This is a genomic window from Stieleria varia (genome assembly GCF_038443385.1).
GTDB lineage: Bacteria > Planctomycetota > Planctomycetia > Pirellulales > Pirellulaceae > Stieleria > Stieleria varia.
In genome coordinates, this window is the sequence record NZ_CP151726.1 from 9,166,558 (window position 1) to 9,189,189 (window position 22,632).

At 55.7% G+C, this 22,632-nt stretch carries 16 protein-coding genes; 6 read left to right on the forward strand and 10 right to left on the reverse strand.

What is annotated here, in order from left to right; translation table 11 throughout:
- Positions 1 to 69: 69 nt before the first annotated feature.
- The 5 genes from Pla52nx_RS30995 to Pla52nx_RS31015 form a co-directional block, all read right to left on the reverse strand.
- Positions 70 to 828: a phosphate ABC transporter ATP-binding protein gene (locus tag Pla52nx_RS30995; RefSeq protein ID WP_146519375.1), complete on the reverse strand. Its 759-nt coding sequence runs from the start codon at positions 826 to 828 to the stop codon at positions 70 to 72.
- Complete coding sequence (gene pstA, locus Pla52nx_RS31000) at positions 825 to 1,721, reverse strand: phosphate ABC transporter permease PstA (RefSeq protein ID WP_146519374.1); 897 nt, start codon at positions 1,719 to 1,721, stop codon at positions 825 to 827. The genes Pla52nx_RS30995 and pstA overlap by 4 nt, the downstream gene beginning before the upstream one ends.
- A complete protein-coding gene (gene pstC, locus Pla52nx_RS31005; protein ID WP_197454451.1) occupies positions 1,718 to 2,557 on the reverse strand; it encodes a phosphate ABC transporter permease subunit PstC in 840 nt (279 codons plus the stop codon). The genes pstA and pstC overlap by 4 nt, the downstream gene beginning before the upstream one ends.
- Positions 2,547 to 3,407, reverse strand: a complete 861-nt coding sequence (locus tag Pla52nx_RS31010) for a phosphate ABC transporter substrate-binding protein (RefSeq protein ID WP_146519372.1) — start codon at positions 3,405 to 3,407, stop codon at positions 2,547 to 2,549. Before Pla52nx_RS31010 ends, pstC begins: the two co-directional genes overlap by 11 nt.
- 106 nt (positions 3,408 to 3,513) lie before the next feature.
- Positions 3,514 to 3,879, reverse strand: coding sequence for a metalloregulator ArsR/SmtB family transcription factor (locus Pla52nx_RS31015; RefSeq protein WP_342190299.1), 366 nt, complete (start codon positions 3,877 to 3,879; stop codon positions 3,514 to 3,516).
- 172 nt (positions 3,880 to 4,051) lie between these two features.
- Between Pla52nx_RS31015 and Pla52nx_RS31020 the strand changes: the two genes are divergently transcribed.
- On the forward strand, positions 4,052 to 4,201 hold the full coding sequence (locus Pla52nx_RS31020; RefSeq protein ID WP_197454450.1) for a hypothetical protein: 150 nt from the start codon (positions 4,052 to 4,054) through the stop codon (positions 4,199 to 4,201).
- A gap of 166 nt (positions 4,202 to 4,367) precedes the next feature.
- Here the strand turns inward: Pla52nx_RS31020 and Pla52nx_RS31025 are convergent, their stop codons facing one another.
- The 4 genes from Pla52nx_RS31025 to Pla52nx_RS31040 form a co-directional block, all read right to left on the reverse strand.
- Positions 4,368 to 6,737 carry an arylsulfatase gene (locus Pla52nx_RS31025; protein WP_146519370.1) on the reverse strand — a complete coding sequence of 790 codons (2,370 nt, stop codon included), beginning with the start codon at positions 6,735 to 6,737 and terminating at the stop codon, positions 4,368 to 4,370.
- Between the two features lie 181 nt (positions 6,738 to 6,918).
- Positions 6,919 to 8,508 carry a protocadherin gene (locus tag Pla52nx_RS31030; RefSeq protein ID WP_197454449.1) on the reverse strand — a complete coding sequence of 530 codons (1,590 nt, stop codon included), beginning with the start codon at positions 8,506 to 8,508 and terminating at the stop codon, positions 6,919 to 6,921.
- A gap of 44 nt (positions 8,509 to 8,552) precedes the next feature.
- A complete protein-coding gene (locus Pla52nx_RS31035) occupies positions 8,553 to 9,491 on the reverse strand; it encodes an SgcJ/EcaC family oxidoreductase (protein ID WP_197454448.1) in 939 nt (312 codons plus the stop codon).
- A gap of 18 nt (positions 9,492 to 9,509) precedes the next feature.
- Positions 9,510 to 9,767, reverse strand: a complete 258-nt coding sequence (locus tag Pla52nx_RS31040; protein WP_146519367.1) for a hypothetical protein — start codon at positions 9,765 to 9,767, stop codon at positions 9,510 to 9,512.
- A gap of 363 nt (positions 9,768 to 10,130) precedes the next feature.
- Between Pla52nx_RS31040 and Pla52nx_RS31045 the strand changes: the two genes are divergently transcribed.
- Entirely contained in the window at positions 10,131 to 11,705 is a 1,575-nt protein-coding gene (locus Pla52nx_RS31045; RefSeq protein ID WP_146519366.1) for a sigma-54-dependent Fis family transcriptional regulator, read from the forward strand.
- A gap of 145 nt (positions 11,706 to 11,850) precedes the next feature.
- On the opposite strand, the gene Pla52nx_RS31050 is transcribed toward Pla52nx_RS31045, so the two are convergent.
- Positions 11,851 to 12,990, reverse strand: a complete 1,140-nt coding sequence (locus Pla52nx_RS31050; RefSeq protein ID WP_146519365.1) for a quinone-dependent dihydroorotate dehydrogenase — start codon at positions 12,988 to 12,990, stop codon at positions 11,851 to 11,853.
- A 959-nt stretch (positions 12,991 to 13,949) separates the two neighbouring features.
- On the opposite strand from Pla52nx_RS31050, the gene Pla52nx_RS31055 reads away from it, so the two are divergent.
- The 4 genes from Pla52nx_RS31055 to Pla52nx_RS31070 all read left to right on the forward strand — a co-directional run bounded on the left by Pla52nx_RS31055 (position 13,950) and on the right by Pla52nx_RS31070 (position 22,354).
- Complete coding sequence (locus Pla52nx_RS31055; protein ID WP_146519364.1) at positions 13,950 to 16,724, forward strand: caspase family protein; 2,775 nt, start codon at positions 13,950 to 13,952, stop codon at positions 16,722 to 16,724.
- Between the two features lie 133 nt (positions 16,725 to 16,857).
- Positions 16,858 to 18,267, forward strand: coding sequence for a GDSL-type esterase/lipase family protein (locus Pla52nx_RS31060; protein ID WP_231741867.1), 1,410 nt, complete (start codon positions 16,858 to 16,860; stop codon positions 18,265 to 18,267).
- 1 nt (position 18,268) lies between these two features.
- Positions 18,269 to 18,802, forward strand: coding sequence for a hypothetical protein (locus Pla52nx_RS31065; protein ID WP_146519363.1), 534 nt, complete (start codon positions 18,269 to 18,271; stop codon positions 18,800 to 18,802).
- Positions 18,803 to 18,889: 87 nt separating this feature from the next.
- Positions 18,890 to 22,354 carry an amidohydrolase family protein gene (locus Pla52nx_RS31070; protein WP_146519362.1) on the forward strand — a complete coding sequence of 1,155 codons (3,465 nt, stop codon included), beginning with the start codon at positions 18,890 to 18,892 and terminating at the stop codon, positions 22,352 to 22,354.
- Positions 22,355 to 22,632: the final 278 nt, after the last annotated feature.

The window sequence follows — 22,632 nt, forward strand, 5'->3', positions numbered from 1 at the left end:
CCACTCGATTGCCCGAGAGTGATTGTAGCGTTTCCTCAGCGGCACAAAAACGGACCGGAAACCCCCAGGTCACCCCCTGCGTCCGGATAGGTACGATGCGACGATCGGGTTCGTTGATTCCTTAAAGACCGCCTCCGTTTCGCCTTGCTCCACGATTCGACCGACGCCATCCTGAGTCCAGAAGACTGCGACCTGGTCGGACAGCCGGCGCGCTTGAGCCAGGTTGTGGGTGACGATCAGAATGGTGTACTGTCCTCGCATCGAGCTGATCAATTGCTCAACACGCTCAGCCGACAAGGGGTCGAGCGAACTACACGGCTCGTCCATCAGCAGGACTTGCGGTTTGAGTGCGATAGCGCGGGCAATGCAAAGCCGCTGCTGCTGGCCACCGGATAGCTCTAGTGCCGACTGATCCAGCCGAGTGCTCACCTCGTCCCATAAACCGACGTCCCGAAGTACGGATTCACAAATCTGCTTCAATTGCCCTCGATCGCGAATCCCATGCTCACGAAGCGGCAGTTCCAGGTTGCGGCGAATGGACATTGCAAAGGGATTCGGCTTCTGAAAAATCATGCCGATATGACGACGTAGTTCGACAGACGATGGAAAGACTGTTCCAATGTCTTGCCCATCAAACTGAATCCGACCGCTCACGCTGGCGCCTGAGATGATCTCGGTCAAGCGATTGAGTGCAGCGAGGAAACTGCTCTTGCCGCATCCCGATGGCCCTACCAGCCCCAGGATCGAACCCGGCCTTGCTGTGATTGTCACGTTACGAAGCACCATCTTGCCGTTATACGAGACGGAAAGGTTTTCAGTGGTGATCAAAGCGAACCTCCTGCGACGCCCCGATTCTGCAATCCGGCAAATCGAAGCAACAACGCCGTAACCGCATTGATCAAAAGCAACATGACGACAAGCACACACGCCGTCGCGTAGGCTCTCGAACCACCTCCAGGCACGTTCATGGCAAGGTCGTAAATATGAACGCTCAACGAACGTCCGGAATCAAAGAGCGATCCGGGGGTGCGTGCGACATAGCCCGAAGTGAAAATGAGCGCTGCCGTTTCGGCTAATGCGCGTCCAATACTCAGAACGACGCCGGCCGCCAACGCCGGCATTGCCACAGGTAGAACAACCCGAAACAGAATACTGGTGCGCTTCATGCCCAGAGCGGCAGCCGCGTAGCGATACTCGGCGGGCACGGCGCGGATTGCCTGTTCCGTCGTCCGGATCAAAATCGGCAACACCATGCATGCCAGCGTCAGTCCGCCAGAGAGTATCGAATAGCCCATTCCCAGCGTGATCGCAAAAAACGCGTTTCCAAAGAGCCCAAATACGATGGAGGGAACTCCAGCCAACACGTCCAGCGAACGACGCACATTGCGCGCGAACCAAGTTTCCTGACCTACTCGCTCGGTCAACGCAATTGCGGTACCAAAGGAAAGCGGGAGCGACACGACCAGACAAACCAACAGGATCAGCCCGGTGGAAACAATGATCGGTCCGATTCCGCCTGCTCGACCCGCGTTCTGGACGTCGTTGGTCAGGAATTCAAGATTGATTTCCGCGAACCCACGAACGGCGATATCGACGAGGATCCAGATCAGAACCCCAATCACCGATGCAGCAGCGATCCAAACCGCAACCGTGACGCAAACTTCACGCTTGACGTGCTGACGTCCGAACGATCTGGGGGACGCTGCGGGATTGTCGTTCACGCTTGGTTCCCCTCTCGACGCGAAACAAACAGAACGATCATGCTGACAAGGAGCATCAACATCAAGCCACTGACGAACAGCACCGACCGATGACCCGCAGATGCATAACCCAACTCCAAGGCGATATTGGCGTTGAGCGTTCGGCCTGGCGAAAGCAGAGACGATGGCATTTCCACGATGTTGCCCGCAAGCATGAGCACAGCCATCGTTTCGCCCAAGGCTCGCGTGAGTGCTAAAATGATCCCGCTGCAAATCCCTCGTCGAGCGCCAGGCAAGACGATCCACCCAACGATGGCAGATCGCCCCATCCCCAACGCCGCTGCGCCCTGGATCCATTCTTCTGGCAAAGCAGCGATTGCTGTGTCCGACAAGAGTGCAACCGTTGGCAAAACCATCAGTCCGAGAACGACTGTGGCCGTGAACAAGTTTTGTCCGCTTCCACCGAAAGTGGCAATGATCGGCGCTAGCACGACCAATCCCCAAAGGCCGAAGACAACCGAAGGGATTCCTGCCAACAGCTCAATGAGTCTGCGATGCATGCCTGCAAGAGGGCGCGGCGCGTAGTAATTCACGAACACCGCCGATGCGATACCCAGCGGCGCAGCGATCGCAACTGCGCCCACGCTGGTCACCAGCGTTGCCACGATCATGGGTGTCAGATTGAACTGGTCCGAAAGCGGATGCCAACTCGCATCGGTAAAGAACCGAGAGAATCCCAGTTGCCGGAGTGCAGGAGTCGACTCTCGCAGCAAAAAAACAATGATGAGCAGGACGATCGCAGCTGAAATAGCCGCCAGCGCGCGAGTGACAATCGTCAGCGATCGATCACTTCGCAATGTCAGACTCGCTCGTGACTGGCACAAAATACTGGGACTTGACCAGATCATGCACCTCGGCCGATTGGCAGAATTGAATAAACCTGCTGGCCAACTCGGTGGGCGAACCGGATGTGACTAAATTTAGCGGCCGGCTCATCGGAAAGACGCCACTAGCTACGTTTGCGGTATTCGCCGCCACGCCATTAAGCGGCAATAGGCGGATCGGCACACCCGATTCGATATCCGCTTCGGCGGTACCAATGGAAACATAGCCGATGGCACCCTTGGTCCCGGCGACGGTTTTGACGGCATGCTCGTTCTCACCAACAATCACATCGCCCTTCACGCTTGGATTGTCGATTTCATAATGCTTCAGAAAAACTTCAAGCGTTGCGCGTCCTTCCGCTTTGTGAACAACAGAGATCTCTTTGTCATCCCCGCCGACCTCTTTCCAGTTGTTGATTTTGTCGGTGTAGATCGCAATGACTTGCTCCTGCGACAGTTCATCAACTGAATTGGACGCATGAACAATCAGCCCCACGCCATCGGCGGCGATTCTGTGGGCGGTGAGATCCGTCTCATCGGATGCGAGAGGTCGACTGGCCATGCCGATATCCGCAACACCGAGCCGCACATCCGCGATACCCTTTCCGCTACCGCCGGTCTGAACATCGACACGGACTTGCGGGTGCTGCTGTTCGAACCGTTTTGCTATTTCAGTAGCAAGCGGAGCAACCGTGCTCGAACCCGTCAGGACAAGTTGTCCCGAGAGTTCGATGGGATTTCTTTTCGTCGACGAAACTGGCGTGCAACCCGCGAACGCCATGAATGGCAGCAAAAGAGAAAGAGCTAGAAGGTGCGATTTCATAGCGTGGAGGCCTGTCGAGTCTGTATCAAAGTGCGTTCTCGGGTGGGATGCGTACAAGCGATCTCATTCGGCTTCGTCTCAGCCGGGTATTGCTCGAGCGAGAGCATCAAGAAAAAGAAATCTTGCAGCAACCAAGATCAATGGAACGGCCTTTACGACGAGCCAGCAACTCCGGCGCAAGCGCATACACCGCGAAACGCCCGTTCCTGGTTCGCGTCACCAGATTCGCCTCACGCAATGCTTTCAGGTGATGGGATAGCAGCGTTGATTCCACGCCTAGCGTCTCATTGATCTCCGTCACCGTGGACGGGCCATCAAGCAGTCGCTGCACGACTGCCAAGCGAGTATCATCCGCCAGCACCTTAAGAATACTCGCGCAACTTGAATCCTCACCGGAATCATGACCAAGCACATTGAGCGGAAGCTTCATCGATCTACCCCTGAACAGCAATTCAATTGAATCACCATTCAAGCGTTAGTCGAGACTCGCGTCAAGTGGCCAGTCGTCGCCGAACCACGCCTACAAACCCGTAGAACGCATGCCAAACAGATGAAAGTGGGAACTGCAGGAATTCGAAAGTAAGAGTTTCTGATGGTCGAAGACGACAAGCTGGTCCCCAAGAATCGCGTGCCGTTCTCCCGCCATGCTTGCTGAGACTTTGATCGTCACCACGCAAAGAGACGGCAAGTACATCTACTATTCGCTCAATCCGGAGGTCTTTCACCCGAAGAAAAAGAAGAGCGATTCAACACTCGACTTTGGCTGCTGCCGCTTGGACGTTGGCCAGGAGTGAGCCTGCTTGCTATCGCACCGAGGATTAACACTCAAGTGCGGTGGTGGCCAAGACAAAAGCGTACCTTACAACCAAGGCTGGCATGAACGGCTTTGGCTTGGCAGCCGCCCATACCAGCACGATCGCGTCTGTCGTGCAACGCCCGATCGCTTTGCTTTTACATCGACTATTTCACGTCGACGGTGATCTGATGGATCTTCCCGGTAAACTTCGTTTCGGCGGGGCCGTATCCGATACCGAGTGCGACGGGGGTCTGGTTGTCGATACCCACGTCAGCGGTTTCATCTGCGGAGAAGATGTATCCCTGCGTTTTACCGATGCGTCCTTCGGCAACCAGTTTTCCGTCCACGGAGAGTTTGGCGACGCCTCCCTTGCCCATGCCGCCGCCATCATATTCAAAATCAAGCGTGACCGTTGACTTTCCCTCGGGCAACGCGGTGGGGCTTTCGACAAGGAATCGTTCGAGGCCCAACCAGTTGTACTCGTAAGCCGGCTTGCCGTCGCGTAGGTGTAGCGACCAGCCACCGTAACGACCACCTTGGACGAGCAACGCACCAGATGCCCCGCCCTCGGGAATTTCAATTTCCGCAGCGATCGTCGTGGAGCGGTTCTTCACATTGATGAACGTATTCTCCATCATTCCGTTCATGCCTTCGTACAATGTCAGCGACGTGCGAGATCCCACCAGGTCAGGTCGGCCAGCGGTCGCAGGGTTGACCCGTTCGATGGTGCGGTCATCAATGGGTAAGACTTTGTATTTAGCAGCCTCGGTCATGAACAGCGATTTCATCTCGTCGAGCTTTTCTGGGTGTTTGCCGGCCAGGTTGTTTGCGAGGCTGAAGTCCTCGTGAACGTGGTAGAGATCCCAATCGTCTTCCGTGAGCGGCTTTTGTTTGCCGGTGTTCCACGGAGCTCGGTGAATCGTCCTCGCAAACCAACCATCGCGATAAATCGCCCGATTGCCGAAGATCTCAAAGTATTGAGTGTTGTGGCGCTCAGGAGCATCGGGAGCGTTGAAGCTGTAAAGCAAACTGGTTCCTTCGATCGGTGTTTGCGGCGTGCCATTGACGACTTCGGGTTCGGGCAATGACGCGGCTTCCAGTACCGTGGGGGCAATGTCGATGACGTGGCCGAATTGCTTTCGCAGCCCGCCACCGTTTTCGATTCCCTTGGGCCAATGGACGACGAGGCCGTTGCGCGTGCCGCCGAAATCCGAGGCAACTTGTTTGGTCCATGTGAACGGCGAATCGAATGCGACAGCCCAACCGGCTGCCATGTGTGGGAAAGTTTCCGGACTGCCCCACTTGTCAATCAACGGGACAAGATCTTCGACTTTCTCTTGCACTCCGTTGAAGTAGGTCATCTCGTTGAACATCCCGACCATGCCACCTTCGGCACTGCTACCGTTATCACCCGCGATGTAGAAAATGAGCGTGTTGTCCATCTCGCCGATCGACTCGATGGCGTCGATGAGTCGACCTACATGGTGGTCGGTGTGCCCCACAAAACCGGCGAACGTTTCGGCTTGCCGCTCAAACAGTTTGTGTTCGTCATCGGATAGCGTATTCCACGCCTTGATGTCCTCTGGACGCGGCGGAAGCTGAGTATTGGCGGGAATGATTCCTGATTGCTTCTGGCGTTCGTAGCTCTGCTGACGAACTTCATCCCAGCCCGCATTGAACTGGCCGTGGAACTTTTCAATCCAGTCCTTAGGCACGTGATGTGGAGCGTGAGTTGCACCGGTCGCGAAATAGGTAAAGAAGGGTTTGTCGGGCGTGAGCGATTGCTGTGCTTTGATCCAGTTGATGGCTTGGTCGGTCATGTCCTCGGTGAAGTGGTACCCTTCCTTGAGCGGCGGATTGATGCGGACGACGCCATCGAAAATCAGCGGCGACCACTGATCGGTCTCGCCGCCGATGAAGCCATAGAACTTGTCAAAGCCTTGATGCGTCGGCCAGCGATCAAAAGGACCGGAAACGCTTGTCTCCCACGCTGCGGTTTCATGCCACTTGCCGAACGCGCCAGTGCTGTAGCCGTTCAAACGCAGCATCTCCGCAAGCGGGGCAACACTGTTCGGAATCTTTCCGGTGTTGCCTGGGTAAGCCGTCGCTGTTTCCATGATCGATCCGGCATTGGCGGTGTGATGGTTGCGACCACATTTGAGAGCCACGCGAGTGGGCGAGCAGAGCGCGGTGGTGTGAAAGTTGTTGTATCGCAATCCGCCTTTGGCAAGCCGATCGAGAGTCGGCGTCGGAATCGGTCCGCCGAAGGTGGACGTCGCGCCGAAGCCGAGGTCGTCAATCAGAATGATGACGACGTTGGGCGCCCCCTGTGGTGCAGTGACTTGAAACCGAGCCGGCGGCTTGGTGTTACGGACGTCCAACTCCGTGATCTGCTTTACGGTTGGCTCGGCGATGGGAAGCCTCGTTCGGTCGAGCGGAGGCGATGAGCTTGGGCTGGACTGCGCAAAAGTAATATGGGGAATCGCAAAGATCGCCGCAGCGACGAAAACGAACTGACGGACGAGACGGCTCATGAATGGGACTCTTGTGGTTTCGTTGTTCATTGTTACAGATGGTAGGTTAATGCGTACTTGACTTTCACGATCACCTTATTGATCGTGCCGGTGAAGCAGTTCTTCCGCTCCCAGCCGATAGCTTCGACGACGGGCGTGGCCATGTCGATACCGACGTAACGTAAGTGGTTGATGGGACTGACTAATTGCCGCTCTCTTGAGGTTCCTGCAATCGTACGAGCAACCATTGCTCGGTTCGTTCGCTGCCGAAGTGCAGCAAGCAGGGAGATTCATCCTTGGTCAAGTTGTACAGACCGGTCTCCATCAAATGGGTCGCATCATCGCCGACGGTGAAGACAGCACGCTGCGTCTGCTTGTCGACCGAGCCTTGAACGAGCTGAGTCTTGTCCGTGTTGGTATTTGTGTAGTTGCCGCGAATGATGCCTTCTTTGTTGATGGCAAGTTGAAGGGTCACTGAGGAATCGGTTTCGCCAGGCTTGGTCAATGCAAACACACCGAGAGGTAACCAATCGCTGTCAGCCGGAGCATCTGCTTGCGCGCCCGCTGTGGCAAGCGTCGCGGCTTGGTCGTAATACTCTTGCGCTGTCCCGACTTCATCGCCGTTCATGTAGACAACGTTACTTTCATAAGTGACGTTGTTTCCATAGTCATAGTAGACCGGTGGCACTTCGGTGTAGCCGACGTAAGTCGCAGCGTTATTCCAAGTGCAGGCATTCCACGCGGCACTTGATGCCCAGCCGGCAGCGAACCAAGCTCCAGGGTGATTGGTATACCATCCGCCACCATAAACTCCCCAGTGGTTGTAGTTGGTCCGAACCGCAGCCGCCGCCGAGTAACGTCCCGATGGAGAAACTCGTGTGAAGCCTGCTGCGACTCCGCCAGGTCCAGCCACTACCGCTCCCCCGCCGCCGAAGCCGGCAGGTCCGACGGCACCACGAGCGGCGGCGACTTGGCCACCGGGGCCGACCGCAGCACCGCGAGCGGCAGTTCCGCCTCCCGCACCTTGGACTGCGTCGACCGCAGCGACACCACCTTGTGCACCGACACCGACAACCCGTCCCGCCGTGTTACCTCGTGGTCCGGACACCGTGACGCCGCCAGCTTGACCGCCCCGATCACCTTCCGTCTTGCCGTAGTTCACATCAAACTTACCTTCGCCGGCGGGCAATTGACCGGGGCTTGTCAAGCTGCTCTCGCGACTGCCAGAGCTGAGGTGTTGCAATCCTTGATCGGATGGCAAACCGAGAAAACTACTGAGCTGGCCGCTACTGGGTTTTGCGAACTGACTGCGATTCTGGCCGCCGATCGCCCCCATTCCATCGGCGGGCCTGCTTCCTGCCGCAGGACGAGTTCCTGCTGCGGGGCGATTGCCGGCAACGCCAGCGCCGGGATTGATACCTTGGTTTGGTCGTCCCGTCCCCGGTCCGCCAAAATTCCCACCTGCCTGACCACTACCTCCGAGGCCGTTGGGGCCTCGAGAGGGAACGCCGGCGCTGGGACTTCGCCCGGCACTACTGCCGAAACCGTTTGGACTACGCCCGCTCATGCTACCCCCTGTCGGGCTCGGACTGCGAGCGGCACCACTACTGAAGCCACCGCCACTGCGACCAGCGCCGCCGCCAAAACCACCGCCGCCGCCGCTAAAACCACCTCGTCCGCCACCGCCGCCGCCGCCGCCGCCACCTCCTCGTCCGCGCCCCCAGGCATCATTGAGTGGGACGCACAAGGTCAAAAAGATACCGAGCGAGGTCAAAAATAATTTTCGTGTCATGATTGGGTTACGTTGTAAATGATTTGATGAGATAGATCGCAAACTCAACGGGCGACTGGAATTCGCTTGAGGACAACTTCGTCAGTGTCTGGAATTACCATCCCGCCAGCTGTTCGCTGAATCGATTGCCAAACGTACGCACTGTCATCCAGTCTTCGTAACTGATTAATCGCATTCGTCAGTGTGCCATCGCCAGTGACGCCGCGCATGTGCGCCGACCATCCGCCCTCCTGTGGCATCCACGTACCGACCGCATGACCGCCATCTGGACTGAAGTCCCATGACTGGACGTGGCCACCGTCTGGATTCCATCCAATCAATTGCACCCCTGACGACTTGCTCCCATCGACTTGGGTTGTCGTGTATGTGCGTTGGATGAATCGCCCATCGACGACCCATCTGCAATCAGACTCCATCGTCACGCCATGTTCCTCGGCAACCCATTTGCCGACCAGCCACTCTAAGTCGGCGGCGCTTGTAGCCGAGGCCTGAGGCTCGATCGTTTCATCCCGAACAGAAGCCATCATCCAATGTCCATTCACTTTGGCGTGTACCACCGTGTAGGTAGCAAAAAGCCCAGTGTTGCCCGCCGATGACTCGACAGCGGCACGCCCATCCTCGATTGCCGTGTCGCTACTCAATAGTCGTAGCGAGTCGATCACGATTGTGATCTTGGCTTCGGGATTGGCGGCAAAGTACTCATGATAGTCCTTTGAGATTTCATCACGACCCACGAGAACGCGCCCAGCGCCGTCAATATATTCACCGTCCTTGGTCCACAACGCGGCCACTGCATTTGCGTCGTGGTGATTGAAAGCGTCCACAAACGATTGTGAAGCGTCGCGAATGGCATCCAAATCTGGTGAGATCGGCTTTGCTTCTGCAACAACGCTTGCGTCTGCCTCAACCAATGTGGCTGATTCCTGCCCAAAGGACTGACCCGCGCCGGACACCAGCAACAGAATGATGGTGATCGATTTCATTTTCATTAATGTTAACCTTCAATGGGAATTGGGCTTCATCAGCAATTCGATATAGGGGGATGCATTTCGAACCTGTACACCCCGACAAGCTAGTTCACGCAAAATCTCTAAGCCCGCCTTGTCTGCTGACTGCAAGTCCGACAGGTCGAGCACGTTCAAGTCGTTTGCTAAGCGACATGCCTTCGTCAGTTCCGCGACGTCACCGGCTTTCAAATGACCGTCCACCTTCAAGACCGTTCCGCGTGGGTGCTTTGTCTCGCTGACATGGATGGTCACAGTCGTTCCTTCGGAATTGTCAGGGTGTTAGCGCACTCCCGCTGATCATCGGTTCCTGACTACCCATTGCTACACATGTGCCGGGGCCAGACCTATGCGAATCGATTTGCACGTAAACGCTTACTCTACATGGGGTTATATCCCAGCTTTTAATCGCGATCTCAGCCCCAGGAGGTAACTTTGCAGGGGCAAAAGCAGGAAACTGCCCCTTAATTTTGCCCCTTGCCCCTGTCCTTTGCCCCTTCTGTATATACTCGCGATGTCCATCGCCAATGCCCAAGCTGACGACGGTCTGTTGCCGCTGGACCACGATGCTTTCTGGGTGAGGCAGCTAAGTTTTCCGTACTCGTCGCCGCGACAGCCATGAAAACTGATCTTCAACGACAACGTGCCTTTGGCGATCTCGTAGCAAAAATCCTTGCACGATTTGCATCAAGCACCGCTTCGGACATCGACAAACATATTCGAGAAAGTCTGGGGGAAATCGCCCACTTCATTGGAATTGAGTACGCCTATCTCGCCCACATTGCGGCTGACGATTCATCCTGGAGTGTAACGCATGAATGGTGTTCACCCGGATCACCGAGTCTGATCGCGCAGTACCAGAACGTACCGATGGGAACATTCAACTGGAACGAGCAGGAGATCATCTCGGGCAGAGCCGTCGTCCTGAATTCGCTCGCTGATATTCCGGAGGATTTTCCCGATGACCAAGCAAGACTGGAGGCAACGGGATTCAAATCGAACTTGCAATTACCGCTGTTTGGTAAAGAGGGCCGAGTCAACGGCTGCATTGCCCTCAGCACACTTCATCGCGAGTTAACATGGAGCGAAACACAAATACAGCAATTTCGCTTGGTGGGCGACGCGATTGCCGGTGTTCTTTGTCGGAAGCAAGCTGAAACCGAATTGCGTCGAGCACTCGAGGAGGTTGATCGCCTCACGGTCCAACTGCGAGCTGAAAATCTTTATCTTCAGGAAGAAATTGCAAACTCATTGGGGTTCGACGAAATTGTCGGTGAAAGTGTTCCGATTCGGCTCACACTCGCAAAGGTCGAACACGTTGCAGTCACTGATGCGAGCGTGCTGCTACTTGGTGAAACAGGAACCGGCAAAGAGTTGCTGGCCCGAGCGATCCACAATCGTAGTCCACGTAAGCATCGTCCCATGGTCAAAGTCAATCTCGCTGCATTACCGATAAGTTTGATCGAGAGCGAACTGTTTGGGCACGTCAAAGGTGCCTACACCGGCGCGGTCGCTGACAAGATTGGCCGATTTGAGTTGGCCGATGGCGGCACATTATTTCTCGATGAGATCGGAGAGCTCAATTCCGAATTGCAAACCAAGCTGTTGCGGGTTCTGCAGGAGGGTGAGTTCGAGCGAATCGGTTCGTCCAAGACGGTTCGCGTCGATGTCCGCGTGGTGGCAGCGACCAACCGTGATTTGCATCAAGCGATGGAGAGGGAAAAGTTTCGGCCAGACCTGTATTATCGTTTGGCTGTCTTTCCCATCGAAGTGCCACCGCTACGCCAGCGACGTGACGACATTCCGTTGCTTGTATGGCACCTGATTTCTAAGAAACAGAAACGACTGGGCAAGACGATCACCAGCGTCCCCAAAAGCACCATGAATCGCTTGGTCAACTACGATTGGCCTGGCAACATCCGCGAATTGGAAAACGTCCTCGAACGGGCGGTGATCCTCACCTCGGGTTCGACATTAGTGCTGGAGGGTTTTGTTCAATCAACGCCAACGAAGACATCCGAAAACCAAGCAGCCTGCCCACCAGATATTGCCCGTAGCGAGATTCTCAGTGTACTTGAAGAGTGCCAATGGAAGATCAAAGGTGTAGGCCACGCCGCTGAGCGACTCGGTCTCAAACCGAGCACATTGAGGTATCGAATGAAAGTACATGGAATCCATCGTCCGACGAAATGAGATTGGCATTCTGCTAGGAGTTTCTCTGATGCACAACTCGGCTACCACACCTCGACCGAGTCCAAACGCCGCGTGAGACGGCGGAGTCGCACGTTTTTGGCACGAATCGCGACTGAATCTCAGAACGTTTTGGTGAAATTGATCGTCATGGACTTTTCGTCTGCAGTGGAGTGGCTGCGTGATGGGCGCTGCCGATGACTTGCGACAAACTCTCAAAGCCATCGCGTTTCATCAGCTCGACGAGCCCTAGGCAGATTTGTTTGACGATGCCAGGGCCATTGTAAATCAACGCCGTGTAAATCTGGACGAGCGATGCGCCAAGCCGAAGCTTCAAATAGGCGTCCTCGGCGGTGAAGACTCCTCCTGCACCAATGACAACATACCTGCGTTGATCCATCCGTGAATACAGTCCGGCGATGCAGCGATTGATAAGTGCTTCGACCGGTTTGCCCGCGACCGCACCGGGCTGGTCGTTCAGCGCATCACGACGCGTCGCTAAAGCAAGCGTCTCCGGCTTTCCCCCGGGTAGGTTGAAACAGAAACCGCAGACAAAAGGAAACGCGTCGCACTCCATCAGCACGCGGTCATGTTCGGCAGGATCATCTCGCGGGGAGATTTTCAGGAACACCGGGCAGGCAATGCGCAACGGCGTGAGGCGTTCGAGCAACCGGGCAATTGCACCGGGTTGGGCAAAGAAGTCCTTGCCGCCCTTCGCATTGGGGCAGCTTAGATTCAACGACAGATAGCTGGCGTGACGGTGCAGCAGCGTCGCGCTGCGTTCGTAGTCGGCGAGGATTTCATCATCCGAGCAAGCCGGCGCGTTGAGGCCGTCGTTCGTCTTGACGATGTTCACACCCAATGGATGCCGCGGTCTGTGAGCAGCAAGCCGATCCGCTACGACCTGTGCTCCGTCGTTTGGCAGTCCGTAGTTTACGATGATGGCTTGGTCCGCGATCAGACGAAATAGACGTGGTCGCGGATTGCCATGCGAGGGCCGAGCCGAAACGGAGCCGATTTCTGCAAAGCCAAAGCCCATTGAATCGATCATCCGCAACGCGCGCCCGCTCTTGTCCCAACCCGCTGCAAGACCGATGGGATTCTCGAAATGCAAGCCAGCCACGTCGGACTCCAGGATCGGAAACTGTTTCTCCAGGATCGTCCTCGACAAAGCCGCCACGCCCGGCACGGCCGCAAGCCAGCGACACGTTTCGACAGTCCCATGATGGGCAGTCTCCGCATCCAAGCGAAACAGCATCGGGCGCAAGAGAGTGCGGTAAAGGTTCATGCCAGGCCAATCTCGCGTTTTACGAATTGCGTTGTGTTTGATTCACGACCGTATCCACCTGAGACATGGAAATGTCTGTCGAACCATTAGACCCGATATTCATCCACAAAGAAGACAGTTGTCGGACAAGATGGGGCGGATGTCGCAGTTGAAGTCAACTTCTGTGGCTACCGCGAACTCGAGTGAGCTGAGAAACGCGAGATACAGGGCGATCTTTCCAAGATTCATGGTGGGATCGAATCTCAGGGAGGGGCGGGAGCACGTCATCCTAACTGCTGGAACGAAAAAGATTCAACCACATTGCCTAGAAAGCGCTTCATGCAGATCAATTAAACAGGAGGCAGGTCCCCAGTCAGCGATTTCTGACGGTATTAAGTGGTGCCGCCGGTCCGTTCTGGCGCTGATCGTTCGGCGAGGCGGTGCAAGCACCTGCCCCGCCGTGGGGAGTGCGGCCGCAAGACGAGTGCTTGCACCGTCGTGCGCGGGATCAGAACCAGACGCGTGATCAAATTCCGAAATTTAGTTGCTCACGACGGCACGAGGGCAATCGATTGAGCATGATGTTCTGCCGGTTGTCTCGATCAGGTCGCGAGCTCGATAGGTGACGTTTTGGGCGATTTAGCGTAGGATCGCCGGAGCGATCCACGACATTCCGCTTGCGAGGAGCTTGTGCCCGCTTTGAGGTCAGGAAAACTTTCGAGAATTTTTGGAAGAACCAACAGCCCATCTACGTTGGCTTCAACGACACCGGACGAGACCATTTTTCGGTGCAACGACGGGGATTACGAAGCAAGCCTGCTCCTGACCATAATCAAGCCCAAACGTAGAAACCGATCTCTGGAAAGCGTCCTTCGGTACGCAGGGCAGTCATCCTCGTCGCGAGCAACCAATGCATCGCGCCCGTGTTGAGCGTGAAGTTCTTTCGTGGCGAAATACGTCAACCATCAGGTTAAACAATCATGCGCAGCATTCTGGTCAATGAATCACGTGGCGTTTTCCGAAAGATCGGAGCGTTCGCTCTGTTATTTGGATGGATTACCTGCGTCGCGAATCCGTTGGCAATCGGAGACGACTACCTGCCTGCGTACCCGGCTGAACCTCAAGATGATGATGGATACAGCTTCTTTACCTACGACTATCTTTCAAAGAATCGTGGTGAAGGCGTTGTTTCTAGCTGGTATTCAGTCGTGAGAGAAATGTCTGACCTCTATCACGGTTTCGATTTCAACCCAAGTAGCACCATCGTGCCACTTGGAAGCGACAAGATCGCATTTTGCTTCGGCGACACACTGGCTGTTTGGGACATCGTTAGGGGCGAAGAAGTCTGGAAATACAACCGTCCGTTGAAGCCTACCTACAACCGTGGCACGTACGAGCGTTGGCAAATCGCGGCACCCCCGAGCGGCGAATACCTGTATTCTGCGGTGCTGCATGAAGGTAAAATCATCCACAACGATCATCGTGACCATCGCTACTCAGACTTTGAGCAGACTCGGGGGATAGCGGTTTGGGAAACGAGGACCGGTGAGCAAATCGCGAACCTCGAACCCGACTCGCGAATGCATCGCTTGGTTTCGCCAAGATTGTCTGCGGATGGAACGACGCTCGTTGCCCTGCAGCATAAAGATCGAATTGACTCAGCAGTCGTCTTTGAGACCAAGACACATCAAAAGATCCGGACGATCCCGTTCAGCTCAACAGATATTAGCGACATGGCTTATCCAATTACTGGTCGTTTTTTAACGGCCTCGGGTAAGTCCATTGGAATCGTCCTTGAAAATGGCTGGATGGACAGCCTCATCGTTGACGTCTATTCAACCACTGGCGAAGGAGAAAAGCAGCGGATCAAGATCCCATGTCTCTCTGGAAAAGGCGGCGTGTGCAATTTCAAGGACTTGGCAATTGATCCCAGTGGTCAATTCATCGCCACACGTCACATCGCGAGTAACGACGACGACTTTGTTGTCTTGCGCGATGCAAAAAGCCTGCAAGAGATCCGTCGCTGGACCTACGAGGATTACGATGCAAATGATTGGTCAGAGATAAGTTTTGACCAAGATGGTCATCGCTTGGCATTCACTCATGACAACGGCCCCAGCACAGTCGTGGTTGACACGCGATCAGGAGAGATTTTGTACCGAGCCCATTCCTATCGAAGCGTCTTTGCGAGGGAGGGCAGTCGACTGGTAGGCTTCGAGACCAAATGCGTCTGCATTTCAGACTCTCAAGACGGTCGCATTCTCGGCAAGATCTATGAGCCATTGGTTCCCAGTGCGTCGATTTTGTTCTCGCCTCGAAAACGATTCTCTGCTCCCGATTCTCTCCGCTCAAAGTTGAACGATTTTGCATCCAACAACGAGCGTTACGTCCGGGATGGCATTACCCCTGCACGGATTGCTGCGTTCTTTGATTCGTACAACAAGCGAAATGAAGTGTTCGCAGATCTGAACGGCGTTCGCGACGACGCGATCAGCAGCATCGGTCAGGGCTATGAAATTCCGTCTTGCTCCATCTCCACGATCGGGATCCACGCGGGCAAGGCACGAATCCAATTTGATGCCAAGTGCGATTCACGAACAACGCTTGCCAAGGTGTCCGTTCGCGTTGTTGAGAGCCTGGATCGCAATGACGTTTGGACGAGCGGTGGTGCGCAGTCACTGTCAAACCAAATCGCTGAAACAATTGAGCTGCCCATCCCAACGGGCAAGCAATTCGTCACGGTCGAAGTGCGAGCGACGGATTCTCTCGGCGGTGAGTGTGTTCCCAAGAGACAAAGGGTCGAGGTGAAGGAAACAGGCGGCTCGGTTCGGGGTAATCGGTTGCTGGCCGTTACGATTGGGGTGAGCGACTACGCATTTGATGAGTTTGATCTGCAGTACGCTGCGTCGGATGCGACCGAAATTGGACTGCAGCTCAGAAAACTGGAGGGTACCTCGTTCGGATCCGTCGTGACCGAAGTATTGGTCGACAAGCAAGCAACCGTACCCAATATCCGGAAGGCATTTCATTGGTTGAGCACGACCTGTCAGAGCGATGACGTCGCGTTGGTTTTCATTTCTGGTCATGGATTGAAGGGGCGTCGTGGGCTCTATTATTTGCCACACGAGGGCGATCCGGAATCCATCCAATCCACTTGCTTGAATTGGGAAGAGCTTGCCGGCTTGATGGGCAACCTGAATGCAAAAACCGTTCTCTGTCTGACCGACGTCTGCCATGCCGGGGCGATCGGCGAAAGCAGTTTGGAAATGCAGGCAGATTCCGTCAAAGCTTTACAGGGTAAGAGCAACATCGTGATCGGCGCAAGCTCACAGGGTGAAGCCTTTTCGCTTGAGCTTGATGAGCTCAAACATGGAGCGTTCGCCGCAGCGCTGTTGGCGGCTTTGCAAGGCAAGGCAGATGGTGACGGAGATGGAGCGATCACGCCTTCCGAACTCGATCGCTTCTGCACTCAGCTGGTCAAATCATCGACACGGGGACGGCAAGTCCCAAAATTTCTCTACGACGACAAGTTAGGTCGGTCGCCGCTGGTTGACGGTTTGACACGGTCACTGACTCGTAAAGTGCTGCAAACAGCGTCAGCGGTGAAGCGGGGTGAAGAAACCATCTCCATCGCTCCCGCAGGGAGCACCGTTCTCGTTGAGAGGGAGCAAGGCAGTTGGTCGCTCGGTGTGGTGGAAGCCAAAGGAATCAAAACGAAAGGCTGGGTCAGAACGAGTGACTTGAAGGAGCAGTGATAGATTTCTGGGGGGAATTCTGATTCTTGCGAGAATGCAGCAAGGTGAGACGTCCGGTCGATGTGTCCAGATTCGTATTTGCGACGCTACATGTCAGTATGCATGGTCTTGGTTACACTGTGAGGCCCTCAAGATGATTCCCTACCTCGGAGTTTTCACCATGTTGTTCCTGTGTCGCGGCAAGCTCTGTGTCGCCGCTTTGGTTGGATTTGCCATGCTGTCGTTTTTCACTCGTTTTGCTGTGGCTCAGGACAAATCGGCTGCGGTCGCCGAGCCTGCCTTTGTCATCCCCGATACGGATGACGAATTGCCCGGTGCTGGACCGATGCGGCGGGCTCCTTGGTTCCGCAATGTGTGGCAGGCGCGACGCAGTACGTTTGCAAAGAATGCGGAGAAGGAGCAGAACGCCGTGGTGTTCCTCGGGGATTCGATCACCCAAGGTTGGACGGACAACTTTCGCGGTGATTTTTCCGATTTCAAGACGGCGAACCGTGGCATCAGTGGTGACACGACACGCGGCATGCTGTGGCGTTTGGACGAGGACGTCTTGAGCCTGGATCCGTCAGCCGTCGTGATGCTGATGGGAACCAATGACCTGGAGGAAGGTGCCGAGCCGGAGACGATCGTGGGCAACATCGAGTTGATCCTGAAAGCCTTGAAAGAGCAAGACAGCGAGATGCCCATCATTTGGTGCAACGTCTTTCCCAGCAGCGAAAAGAAATCGCGACCGGCGGACAAGATCAAGAAGCTCAATCAGTTGGTCGGCGAATTGGTCAAAGGCGACAAGCAGATCACCGTGCTCGACACGTGGACCCTATTCGCCGATGAGAACGGGGATGCCAAGCTGGAGGAGTTTCCGGATCTGTTGCATCCCAACGGAGCGGGTTACGACAAATGGCATGCGGCGATTCGTCCGCTGTTCGCCACGCTTGGGTTTGCCGATACCAAGACAGACGATTTCAAGTTCGAGTCGGATGCACGGAACTTGTTCAACGGCACGGACTTGGCCGGGTGGTGTTACCACAAGACACCCGAAGATCAACGCAAGCGAATGGAGAACGCTCGCAAGAACCGCCCCAATGCGCCGACGTCTCCGATCATCGATGAAGACATTGCGTTCGATGGAAAGAAGGTTTCATCGGATGGTCGTTACGCTGCTATCAACGGTCGACTGGTTGTTACCACGCCACCGGAGGGACGCAAGATTCAGCAGTTGTGGACGACGGAGTCCTTTGACGATGATTTTGTGTTGAAGCTGGAGTTCCGCGCCACGCCTAACGCGGACAGTGGTGTTTTCATTCGAGGCAAGCAACTGCAGTGCCGCGACTACTTGTTGGCGGGTCCGTACACCGAGTTGACGCAGTACAAGCCACAGGACTGGAACGAGTTGGTCATCCGCGTCCAAGGCGACACGGCACATTGCACTTGCAACGGCGAAGTCTTGGAGGCCGAGTTCAAGGTTCCCGAATCGGGACCGATCGGTTTGGAAGGCGATCGCGGACAGATCGAGTATCGCCGCATCCGAATTTTGCCTCTGCAATAACGTGTTGGATTCACCGCTCGGTCAGGAGTTGGCACGATGGGCGATCCGCATCGCCGTGTTGTGCTATGTCGCCCGAGTGGGTTTGGATCTGCGTAATTTGCATCACGACCGCTTGCCGCCGGGGCGGGCGGTCGTGTGGGTTTGGTCGCTCGGTTGTGCCATGTACCTGTTGCATGTGTTTCTTGCCTTTGTCGCTTTCCACAACGGTTCCCACGCTGCAGCGGTCGAGTTCACGGCGATCGAGACCGAGCGAGTGGTGGGCGTCAGACGTGGCGAGGGCGTTTGGGTAAACTATTTTCTCGCCGTGGTATGGAGCGCCGATGTCATTCGACTGATGCGGTGCCGCTGTCGTGACCGGGTCGCCAGTATTGCCCTCACGCGGGCGGTTCATGGCTTCTTTGCCGTGATGATGTTTTCTGCGACGGTGGTTTTCGGACCTGGATACTATCGCTGGTTGTTCGGGATCGTCGTGATGGTTTGGCTTGCGGTTTGGATGACCGCCCGCCGGCCGAAGGCGATGCAACAGAAGAATTGATTGTCTTCGCGCCGCCCGTATTTTGTCAGTTAAGATGGACTGAACAGACACGTCTCCGACGCCTCTCTTATCGAACTCAAATCTCACATGACACTCTCTTTTTTATCTCGGCATTTGCTGTGCTTCGCCTTGCTCGCTGTTGGGGGGATTGGCTCACTGTCTGTCGCCACCGCTCAAGTCTCCACTGCTGCCGTGGTCCAATCGCTGCCGGCGAAGGTCGCGTCCACTGTGGAGCCAAACAATGAGCCCGACGCCAAGGAGGAAAAGCCGAGTTGGAACATCGAATCACCACCCGGGCCGATCCAGAAGCAGACGATCGACTGCAACGAAGGAACCTGGATGAGTCTGGACGTCAGTCCGGATGGCAAGCAAGTCGTTTTCGATTTGCTGGGTGATCTGTACTTGATGCCGATCGAGGGCGCTGACGGAACAGAAGCCACGGGGATGCGATTGCCCCAACGCCTGACCTCGGGCATCGCCTGGGACATGCAACCCAGGTTCAGTCCCGATGGCAAGCACATCGCGTTGACCAGTGACCGGGAGGGAAAGAGCAAGAAGGCGGGAGATAACATTTGGATCTTGCGACTGAGCGATCAACAGTTGACGCAGATCAGCAACGAGACGTATCGCTTGTTGTCCGGTCCCAACTGGTCGCCGGACGGGCAGTACATCGTCGCCCGCAAACACTTTTCGTCACGTCGCTCGCTTGGTGCTGGCGAAGTGTGGGCGTTTCATCGAGATGCATTGGCGATGGATGCGATGGCGGGCGTTCAGTTGACCAAGCGTCCCAACGATCAGAAGGACGTGAACGAACCGGTTTACTCACCCGATGGCAAGTACGTCTACTACAGCCAAGACACGACGCCGGGCGACACGTTTGAGTACGACAAGGATTCCCATCAAGGTATCTACAGCATCAAGCGAATTGATCTGGAACGTGGCGAAACGGAAACGTTGATCTCTGGGCCAGGTGGCGCGTGCCGTCCGACACCGTCGCACGATGGCAAACGTTTGGCGTTTGTCCGACGCGTGGGTGCCAAGACAGGACTGCATGTTTTTGACTTGGAGTCCGGCGCGATTCGGTTGATCGATGACGGTCTGGAACGCGACATGCAGGAAGCCTGGGCCATTCACGGCGTTTACAGCGCGATGGCTTGGACGCCGGATGACAAGGCAATCGTGGCTTGGGCGGGCGGCAAGATTTGGCGGATCGATGTTGCCGATGGCAAACGCACCCAGATTCCTTTTCGCATCAGTGGTACTCGCGAGATTCGTCAGAGCGTGCGGTTTCCGGTGGAGGTCGCGCCGGACAAGTTCGACGTCAAGATGCTGCGTGACGTTCAGGTTTCACCGTCGGGTGACCGCGTCGTCTATCAGGCGTTGGGGTACCTGTACGTCAAGGAATTGCCAGACGGAACTCCGAAGCGTTTGACCACGCAAACGGAGCATTTTGAATTCCAGCCGAGTTTTTCAAGAGACGGACGATACGTCGTCTACTCGACGTGGAGTGACTCACAGTTGGGCAGCATCCGCGTCGCATCGGCGGATCGCGAAGCGGCCGAAAGTTGGATCGTGACGGATCAGCCGGGACACTACGGCAATCCCGTGTTTTCACCTGACGGAAAGAGCGTCGTCTACCTGAAGCGTGGCGGCGGGTACCTGCTATCACCGCTATGGTCGCGCGAGACCGGTGTTTATGTGACAAAAGTTCGGGACGGTGAACCGATACGGATCTCTCGCAGTGGATCCGATCCTCAATTCGGCAATTCCAACGATCGCGTTTTTCTGACTCGGCGTGAGGGTGGCGATGAGTCCGACAACGTCAAGTTGATTTCAGTGGACCTGTCCGGCAACGATGAACGCGAGCATTACAGCAGCGATTGGGCGACCCAGTTCTGTGTTTCGCCGGACCGCAAATGGATCGCGTTTGTGGAGCGATTTCACGTGTTGGTCGCGCCGATGATCGATGTCGGATTGCCGATTCACGTCGGACCTGATGCAAAGGGATTGCCGGTGGTTCGAGTCAGTGAGCAAGCGGGGGACTTTGTACATTTTTCCGGTGACTCTCGTTCGCTTCATTGGAGCCTGGGGCCGAACTTGTTCACCGCCGAGATCGCTGAAGCGATGACGCCCAAGGATTCAGGCAGCGGGGATGATGCCGAGAAAGGGAAAGAGAAGACACCGCCTCGAGAGATTGCGATCGGGTTTCAGCATCCACATGCCAAACCCACTGGCGTCAAAGCACTGGTGGGTGGCCGCGTCGTCACGATGGGGAAGCAAGAGGTGATCGAGGACGGTGTGATCCTCATCGATGGCAATCGTATCATTGCTGTCGGAAAACGTGGTTCGGTCAACATCCCCGCCGATGCGAAACAGATCGATGTGTCGGGACGCGTGATTCTGCCCGGGTTTGTTGACACACATGCGCACGGACCGATGGCGACCGGTGGGATCACACCTCAGCACAATTGGATCGACTATGCTCGCCTTGCGTTTGGTGTGACCACGATCCACGACCCTAGCAACGACACGCACAGCATCTTTGCCGCCAGTGAGATGACCAAGGCCGGGCTGATCACCGCACCGAGGACATTTTCGACAGGCAAGATTTTGTACGGGGCAACGGGCTCCTACAAAGCAGAGATCGATAGCCTGGAGGATGCGGAATTTCACTTGGCGCGAATGAAGGCTGTCGGGGCGTTTTCCGTCAAGAGTTACAACCAACCACGACGCGATCAACGTCAGCAAGTCATCGCGGCAGCCCGCAAGCTGAACATGATGGTCGTGCCCGAAGGCGGCTCGACCTTCATGCACAACATGACGATGATCGTTGACGGTCACACGGGAATCGAGCACACGTTGCCGGTTCAAAAGGTTTATGACGATGTGATGGACCTGTGGCGCAGCACCAAAGTCGGATACACGCCGACGTTGAATGTGGCGTACGGTGGTTTGGGGGGGGAGAACTACTGGTATGAAATCGATGACCTGTGGTTGCACACGCGATTGCAGACCTTCATTCCGCCGCACGTGTTGAACCCACGTTCCATTCGTCGCAGCAAAGCACCACGCGAGGATTACAACCACATCAAGGTCGCGGGGATTGCCAGGCAGGTTGTCGAGAACGGCGGATCGGTCCAAGCCGGCGGACACGGACAACTCGCTGGTCTGGGGACGCACTGGGAGATGTGGAGTTTTTGTCAAGGCGGCATGTCTCAAATGCAATCCTTGCGATGTGGAACGCTGCACGGGGCACAGTACCTCGGGTTGGACAAAGATCTCGGCTCGATCGAAGTCGGCAAGCTGGCGGACATCTTGATCTACGCGGAGGATGCGGACCCGACCAAGAAGATCCGGGACAGCGAACGGATTCAATTCGTGGTGGCCAATGGCGAGATTTATGAAGCCGATCGGATGAACCGCTTTGGCAGCCCGGCTCCGCGCCCGCCCTTCTTCTGGGAAAACGGGTCGGTGGGTATCGCAGGTTCGATCAACTTGGATGAATCCGTCGGCTGCAGTTGCCACCGAGGGCGCCAATGTTTGGCCAATTGAGTCGAAACAAAACAGTTCCCCTCCCTGGGGCAATTCGGTTAATCTAGTGACATGTGAAACGAAACGAAATGTGGCTTACAAGAATCGCAGCCCGACGCGTCAGCGAGGGATTACAGCAAAATCCCTCGCTGACGCGTCGGGTTATGAAACAGGTTCCGTTCGTTCCCGCAGCACTCATGACGAATGACGTGTCCCTAAACCAGCCGTAATGGGATTCGCCAGAATCCCCCCCACGATCCACTGCCGCGGAAAACCACTCGCGTTCATCCTTCACCATT

Coding starts and splice junctions, on each gene's coding strand:
- Pla52nx_RS31030 (WP_197454449.1), bottom strand. CDS start 8,508: ATGACACGAAAATTATTTTTGACCTCGCTCGGTATCTTTTTGACCTTG.
- Pla52nx_RS31060 (WP_231741867.1), top strand. CDS start 16,858: ATGATTCCCTACCTCGGAGTTTTCACCATGTTGTTCCTGTGTCGCGGC.
- Pla52nx_RS31050 (WP_146519365.1), bottom strand. CDS start 12,990: ATGAACCTTTACCGCACTCTCTTGCGCCCGATGCTGTTTCGCTTGGAT.
- Pla52nx_RS31010 (WP_146519372.1), bottom strand. CDS start 3,407: ATGAAATCGCACCTTCTAGCTCTTTCTCTTTTGCTGCCATTCATGGCG.
- Pla52nx_RS31045 (WP_146519366.1), top strand. CDS start 10,131: ATGAAAACTGATCTTCAACGACAACGTGCCTTTGGCGATCTCGTAGCA.
- Pla52nx_RS31055 (WP_146519364.1), top strand. CDS start 13,950: ATGCGCAGCATTCTGGTCAATGAATCACGTGGCGTTTTCCGAAAGATC.
- Pla52nx_RS31025 (WP_146519370.1), bottom strand. CDS start 6,737: ATGAGCCGTCTCGTCCGTCAGTTCGTTTTCGTCGCTGCGGCGATCTTT.
- Pla52nx_RS31035 (WP_197454448.1), bottom strand. CDS start 9,491: ATGAAATCGATCACCATCATTCTGTTGCTGGTGTCCGGCGCGGGTCAG.
- Pla52nx_RS31070 (WP_146519362.1), top strand. CDS start 18,890: ATGACACTCTCTTTTTTATCTCGGCATTTGCTGTGCTTCGCCTTGCTC.
- Pla52nx_RS31020 (WP_197454450.1), top strand. CDS start 4,052: ATGCTTGCTGAGACTTTGATCGTCACCACGCAAAGAGACGGCAAGTAC.